The 554-nt window shown below is 54.7% G+C and carries 1 protein-coding gene; it reads right to left on the reverse strand.

Going from position 1 to position 554, the window contains the following annotated elements; translation table 11 throughout:
• Positions 1-4: 4 nt before the first annotated feature.
• Positions 5-554: IS630 family transposase (locus PFRI_RS18000; protein ID WP_139292142.1), on the reverse strand; the 550-nt coding region annotated here is incomplete at its 5' end.

Below are 554 nucleotides of genomic sequence, written 5' to 3' on the forward strand. Positions count from 1 at the left end.
GCTGCTACCCCAAAACCCGAATTTTTTCATGGGTTATGACGCGGAAATTGTCTGATACTTGGTCACGGAAGGCTTTCCACTCATTTGGGATGGTTTCCCGAAAGAACTTCAGGATCGCATTCGCAAACCGTTTTTGTGTTGGGTAATATCGATTGTGTGTCACATGCTGATGCATGACCGCCCATAGCCGTTCTATCGGGTTGAGATGCGGACAATAGGGCGGCAGATGCATGAGATGGATGCGGCAATCTGGTCTGGCGAGGAAAGCCCTGACATCCGGCCCTTTGTGATAGGCGGCATTGTCCCAGATGACATGAATGATGCGCTTGTCGGGATTGCGGGCTTCAATCTTGGCAAGAAGCTGCGCCGCGCTGATCCCGTCGACGGTGGTTGGCTCGACAAAGGGCGCGTCGAAGGTTTCGAGGTTGAGCGCGCCATGGATATTTACGCGTCCTCGACCTGCCGTGGTCGGGACCCCTGGATTTGAACCCGTCTTGACCCAGCCAAAGGCGGGTTTGGTCTGGTACTCCGGGTGGACAGCATCGGCGAAATAC

This window comes from Planktotalea frisia (assembly GCF_001890925.1).
Lineage (GTDB): Bacteria > Pseudomonadota > Alphaproteobacteria > Rhodobacterales > Rhodobacteraceae > Planktotalea > Planktotalea frisia.